Source organism: Alistipes sp. AF48-12, from assembly GCF_003477565.1.
GTDB classification, from domain to species: domain Bacteria; phylum Bacteroidota; class Bacteroidia; order Bacteroidales; family Rikenellaceae; genus Alistipes_A; species Alistipes_A hominis.
Genome location: NZ_QUDJ01000007.1, coordinates 143,433 through 149,782, shown reverse-complemented (window position 1 = coordinate 149,782; position 6,350 = coordinate 143,433). Strand labels below are relative to the sequence as shown.

The following is a 6,350-nucleotide window of genomic DNA, read 5'->3' as shown; positions in this document are numbered from 1 at the left end:
GGATTCGCGCGAATCCGGGCGGTTTTTATTTTCGGTAGCGGGACGACGTTTGTCCGAGGCGTCTCCGGATCAGTACAGTCCGATCAGTTCGAGCGGATAATCGGTTTCGATGATATCCGGATTTTTGGCGATCTCCGTCCGGTATCCCTCTTTCCGTTTTTCCGCTTCCGGCAGCCGGTCGACCGTCGGGGCTACCGAGATCATGCACCGGACGCCCTTTGCGTGCAGCGCATCGTACAGTTCCCGCTGTTCGGGTTTCATCGTACCGCTGACCACGTAGGCGATGAACCGCGACCAAGGAATCCCGGTGGCTTCGTATTCGCGGAATTGCCGCATGTCGCCGATCCAGGCCGAGAAGTGCGCGTCCGGATCGAGTCCGTAGCAGGTGCGCGCGTCGTCGGCCGAGTGTACCGTGTAAATGACGTTTTTGGCTTTCAGTTCGTTGACGAGCCGGATCAGCACGTCGCGGGGAACCTCTTTTTTATCGAAGTTCAGGATCGTTTTACCGCGGCTCCAACGGATCACATCGCTGACGCGCGGTATTTTATACGGGGTCACCGTGCCCTGGCGGTCTACGAGGTTGAACCGTTGCAGTTCTTCGTAGGTATAGTCCGATACTTTTCCTTTGCCGGTCGTCGTGCGGTCGATCGTCGGGTCGTGCATCAGCACGATCACGCTGTCTCGGGTCATCTGCGGGTCGATCTCGAAGAACGACGGCATATGGCTCAGCGTATTTTCGAACGTTTCGATGCAGTTTTCCGGGTATCCCGGCGCCATGCCGCCGCGGTGTCCGCTGACGATCGTGCCGCATCCGGGCGTATAGCGGAAGTACGCTTCGACCTGGGCGTAGTTTCTGCATGGGACGGTATGCAGCCGTTTTTTCTGTGCGGATGCTCCGTGCGCCGTGAGCAGCAGCACAGCCGTTGCCGTCCATGCGATGATTCCGATTATTCGTTTCATTACCGTGGTTTTTGATGGTTCGTTTTTCGAAAGCAGAGGGGCAGGAATGCTCCCGCCCCTTTGCCGTATTTTCGATCCGGTTCGCCTATTTCACGTCGTCGATGACGAGCGTCGGCTGTTGCGTCAGGCCGGCCGGCAGCAGGGTGTACTGATCCATTGTGAACGAACCGCCTTCGGTACGCCAGTTCCACGGGCCGTAAGCTCCTGCACGTGCCGGCAGCGCGTGCAGCGGGCCGAATGTGTTGCGGCGCGTAAGCACCACGTTCAACTGCGCTACATCGCCTTTTTCGGCCACCTGGGTTACGTCCATTTGGTATGGAGCCCATCCGCAGATCTGGTGCGCATAGTCGTTGTTCAGTTCGATGCAACCGCCGTCGAAGCCCGGCATTTGCAGCATGATGCGTTCGCCGGCGGCGGGTTTCGGCAGGTTGCCGATCTGGTAGCAAACGGCTCCCGAGTAGAACGGAAGTCCCTGCGTCGCGATATCGCCCACTTTCAATTTGGCCGGTAGTTTGGTCAGCGTCCGCTGAATGCCTTTCAATTCGACGCCGAAATCGCCGATCAGGTACAGCGCTTCGAGGTCGAGGTTGCGGCTGAAATTAGCGATTAGTTCGACCGTATTCCGGCCCTGCTGGAGGTAGTTTGTCGGGACGGCGAATTTACGGATGCTGTTGTCGATGAACCAGCCCGCGGATTGTTCCATCGAAAGCTTCCGGCCGTTGATTACGGCGGTAAAGCGGTCGGGCGTTTCCAGACACAGGAAGAGGGTGTCGGAAGGCATGACCGCTACGTCGAACGGGAACTGCATTTTCAGTACGCCGAGCGGTTTTTGGTAGTTGACTCCGTCCGTTTTTTCCGCATACCAGGGCTGTACCATCTCTCCGCCACGGGGACGCAAGTCGAAATGCTTGCGTACCGCTTGATCGATTTTCATGATTTCGGTCAGCGGTTGCGCCGGCTGTTCGTCGATCTGCCAAGTGGCTACGTCCAGTACGCAGATATTCGGTTCGTTCAGCGTGTAATCGTACGTGTCGGGCAGGGATATCCGCGATTTTTCGGTAATTACCGGCATCTGCCGGGCGAATGCCGGCGATGCGGCCGAGATCGTGTAAACTTTCTCCTCGTTGGGTTCGAACGAAGTGAGTATTTTTGATCCTTCGGCTCCGGAGCTTACGGTCGGCTGTTTCCATACGTCGCCCGTTTTGCAATCCCACAGCGTCACTTCGCCGGCGAACGGCAACGTTACGGTTACCGAATCGAACTTCCGGCCGCGGTCCATGCTCATCAGTACGACGTAGTAGCGGTCGCCGTCCTGACGCACCTGACCGAAGACGTTTTTCATGTCGTTACCCGACGCATCGGTCACCTGTACTACGGGGCGGATCAGGCTTTTCACGGTCTCTACGATCGGTTTTTGCGCATAATCGATCCGGATGCTCTGCGCGGCCAGTTGCGCCGGGGCTTCCGACGCTACGGCATTGACGAATTTAGGCGCTTCGCCGGCGAAAATCACTTTGCCGCCGGCCTCCTCGAATTTCTGGAGTGCTTTCAGGGTTGTTTCGCGCATCGTTTCCATGTTTCCTACCAATACGGTGCGGTAGGAGGCGTGTCCCACGTTGAAAACGGGATTGCCTTCGGCGTCCTTACCCACGCTGCTGAGGCGTCCCATCATCTCCTCGTCGCCGTAGTCGAAGTCGATGCGTTCGCCGGCGAGCCAGTGGAACAGGTCTGCGTATTTCTGCTCCATCGAGACGATTTCGGGGGCCGATGCGCCCAAGCCGTTGAACGATTTGACGCTCACTTGGCTCATTACGCTTTCGATCGGGTTGACGATCAGCAGATCGCATACCGGAGCGCCCTGGTTCAGCATCACGCCCAGCCGCGAGAAGTAGTCTTCGACGTACTTATATTCTTTCCACCAGGGGGATTGGTAGAAGATGCTGGCCGGGTAGTCCCGTTTGGCCTCGCCTTCCATCGTGTACCACGACAGGTGGTGACAGCGCACGTTGATGCCGAACAGCGCCTGCCAGTCGCCGACGGCCTTGTGGTTCGCAAAGTTGAACTGCCAGCCGGTGCAGCCGTACAGTTCCGACAGCAGCCATTTTTTGTCCAACTGACGGGCGGCGGAAGAGAGCTGTTTGACCACCCAGTAGGAGTTGTCGTGCTCGGTCAGCATGTCGACGCCCGGGTTGTGCTGGTATTCGTAGAAACGCATCAGCGAACCCTGCATGGTCACCTGGTTCGAGAAACTGTTTTCGTGCAGCACATGGCCGGTATAGATCATGTTGTGTTTCGTACACCAATCGTATTGCGGTTGGGCGAAGTTTTTCAAGAACAGCGTTTGTACCAGGTCGCAGTATTGCCATTTGGCGTCGTTGACCCGTTCGCCGTTTTCGCGCAGGAAAATTTTCGGCAGTTCGGCGGTCAGGTCTTCTCCGTATGCCTTTTTGTACTCTTTCGGCAGTTTCGGCGTCCACGGAATGTGGTGGATGCCGCTGGTCACTCCGTCGGTTTTGCTTTCGTGCGAGGTGAACAATCCGCCGCGGTGCGGTTCGTCGGTGAAGATCCCCTGGATGTTGCCGCCGAGCCGGGCGCCGCAGTGTTTTTCATACTGATCGTGCGTTAGGTAGATATAGCGGTCGGTGGCTTCTCGGTTCATCGGGTCGAGGTAAGTGGTCCCGTTGTAGCCGTCGGAGCATTTTTCTGTTTCGTGCTGGAATTTCAGGACGGTTTTCCCGGCGTATCGGGTCATGTCGGATTCGGGGGTCAGCCGTTCCAGTTCCGAGTAGTCGATCCCGTCGAGCTTGCATACGAATGCCGAGACGATCGAATCGTTGTCCCACTTGAATTCCTCGGCGGGCATCGTGTAGAGCGTCACGAAATTCATCCGGTAGGCCGGATTCTCGGTGACCATGCCGCCGGCGCTGCCCGAAGGCCAGCGGTCTTCGTCGTACAGAAACGCTTCCATGCCGATTTTTTCAGCTTCGTCGGCCACGGCGTTGGTCAGGTCGAACCACTCTTGCCCGAGGTATTCGGTCTTCAGTCCGACGCGGGAGTGCAGAAAGGCGCCTCCCATACCCATCTCTTTGAAAATATGAAGCTGGCGGATCAGTTCGTCTTTTTCGAGCCGTCCGTTCCACGACCAGAACGGTTTGCCCCGCCATTCGTGGCCGGGATCCCGGAAAGTCGTGTACAGCGAATCGTCGCTCAGGGTAGCCGTCTGTCGTTTCGTGTTGGACGTACAGGCAGCCGTTGCAAGTGCGACAGCGAGCAATACGGGTAAAATCGATTTTTTCATTTTCATTTGAGTTATTGAATTTTGGGGTGCGATTCCGAAGAAAACTTCCTTAATTTTTTACAAAATAAACTAAATTAATTGATTTTAGGAAGATAAAACCGTCTTATTTTTCCGCATTGCGGAATGTTTTTTACAACCGCAGAAATGGATTCCGGATTTTTATCGGTGTTTTTACAGGCGCGGGACGATCTGGCGGCCTCGCATTTTCGGGCGGTACGGATGGGGCGGGTGCGAAAAAGTTTCTTAATAATTTTAAAAAAAAAGGTTTTTTCCTGTTTTTTCGCATCGGGAAATGCCGGATATTTTAATTAACTTCGCACCCGAAATGAAATTCAGATTCCGGGCGCGTTTTCGAAATTTGCGGAGGGATGCTCGGGTCGTAGCAGACAGACGGTATGGAGGAATTTTTTCGCAATTTGTTTTTCGGGAACGATGCGTTCTGGGGAGGCGGGGTCGCTCATTCGGTGTTGATTCTCGCCGTGGTGATTTCGCTCGGCGTTGCGTTGGGCAAGATCAAGATTGCCGGGGTGCGGCTCGGCGTTACGTGGATTCTGTTCGTCGGGATCACGTTCAGCCATTTCGGGATGCAGCTCAACGAGCACCTGTTACACTTCCTGAAAGAATTCGGATTGATCCTGTTCGTCTATTCGATCGGGCTGCAGGTGGGGCCGAGTTTCTTTTCCTCGTTTAAGAAGGGAGGCGTCCAGTTGAACCTGATGGCTACCGGGATCGTGCTGCTGGGAGTCGTAATTACCTACGTGATTTATTTGATTACCGGTCTGCCGATTACGACGATGGTCGGGATTCTTTCCGGCGCCGTGACCAATACGCCCGGTCTGGGAGCCGCTCAGCAGGCATACAGCGACATGACCGGGATCGACTCCCCGGATATCGCGATGGGGTATGCTGTGGCTTATCCGCTCGGCGTGCTCGGGATCATCCTGTCGATGATCTTCATCCGCTGGATTTTCAGGATCCGTTTCGAAGAGGAAGACAAGGCTTATACGGTCAAACAGGGCGGTGCGCACGAAGCCGTGCGTATTTCGGTCGAAGTGAAGAATCCGTTTCTGGACGGAAAGACCGTTTTGCAGATCAAGCGACTAATAAACAGACAGTTCGTTATTTCCCGCGTACTGCATCCGGACGGACGTATCGACATCGCGGGTTCGCAGACTCCGCTGTCGGTCGGCGATAAGGCGCTGATCGTGACCACGACCGACGATATGGGATTGATTACCGATTTCGTCGGTGAGAGACTCGATATGGACAAAGACGAGTGGGAACGTCTCGACAACCAGTTGATTTCGCGGCGCATCATGATTACGAAATCGAAACTCAACGGGCAGTATATCGGCGCCCTGCGGCTGCGCAGCGGTTACGGCGTCAATGTGACGCGGGTAAACCGGGCCGGCGTCGATCTGATCCCGAACCATAATTTGCAGCTTCAGATGGGCGACCGGCTGACCGTCGTGGGCAGCGAGTCGGCGATCAATGCCGTTTCGAAAATACTCGGCAACTCGATGCGGCGGCTGAACGAACCGAATCTGATTCCGATTTTCGTCGGGATTTTCCTCGGGGTCGTGCTCGGCAGCGTGCCGATCATGTTTCCCGGCATTCCGCAGCCGGTCAAATTGGGGCTGGCGGGAGGTCCGCTGGTCGTTTCGATTCTGATCAGCCGTTTCGGGCCGCACTATAAGCTGGTGACCTATACGACGATGAGCGCCAACCTGATGCTGCGCGAGATCGGGATTGCGCTGTTTCTCGCCTGCGTCGGCCTGGGGGCCGGCGAAGGATTCGTCCACACGGTGCTGTACGAGGAGGGCTATCATTGGATCGGTTACGGCTTCATCATCACGGTACTGCCATTGCTGATCGTCGGGATCATTGCCCGGAAGGTGCTTAAGGTCAATTATTATACGCTGATGGGCGTGTCTGCCGGAGCGATGACCGATCCTCCTGCGTTGGCCTACTCGAACGGCGTGGCCGGCAACGATATGCCGTCGGTGGGGTATGCGACCGTTTACCCGCTGACTATGTTCCTGCGTATCCTGACGGCCCAGTTATTGATTCTGTGCGTGTCCTGACCGCCGGT

General features: G+C 56.0%; 3 protein-coding genes. 1 reads left to right on the top strand and 2 read right to left on the bottom strand.

The window, feature by feature from the left end:
* Positions 1 to 69: 69 nt before the first annotated feature.
* Entirely contained in the window at positions 70 to 960 is an 891-nt protein-coding gene (locus tag DW082_RS06285; RefSeq protein WP_101572476.1) for a glycerophosphodiester phosphodiesterase family protein, read from the bottom strand.
* A gap of 85 nt (positions 961 to 1,045) precedes the next feature.
* The gene (locus DW082_RS06280) at positions 1,046 to 4,258 is read right to left on the bottom strand and encodes a glycosyl hydrolase (RefSeq protein ID WP_180951542.1); all 3,213 of its coding nucleotides are present in this window, start codon (positions 4,256 to 4,258) and stop codon (positions 1,046 to 1,048) included.
* A 395-nt stretch (positions 4,259 to 4,653) separates the two neighbouring features.
* On the opposite strand from DW082_RS06280, the gene DW082_RS06275 reads away from it, so the two are divergent.
* Positions 4,654 to 6,342, top strand: a complete 1,689-nt coding sequence (locus DW082_RS06275) for a putative transporter (protein ID WP_055204646.1) — start codon at positions 4,654 to 4,656, stop codon at positions 6,340 to 6,342.
* Positions 6,343 to 6,350: the final 8 nt, after the last annotated feature.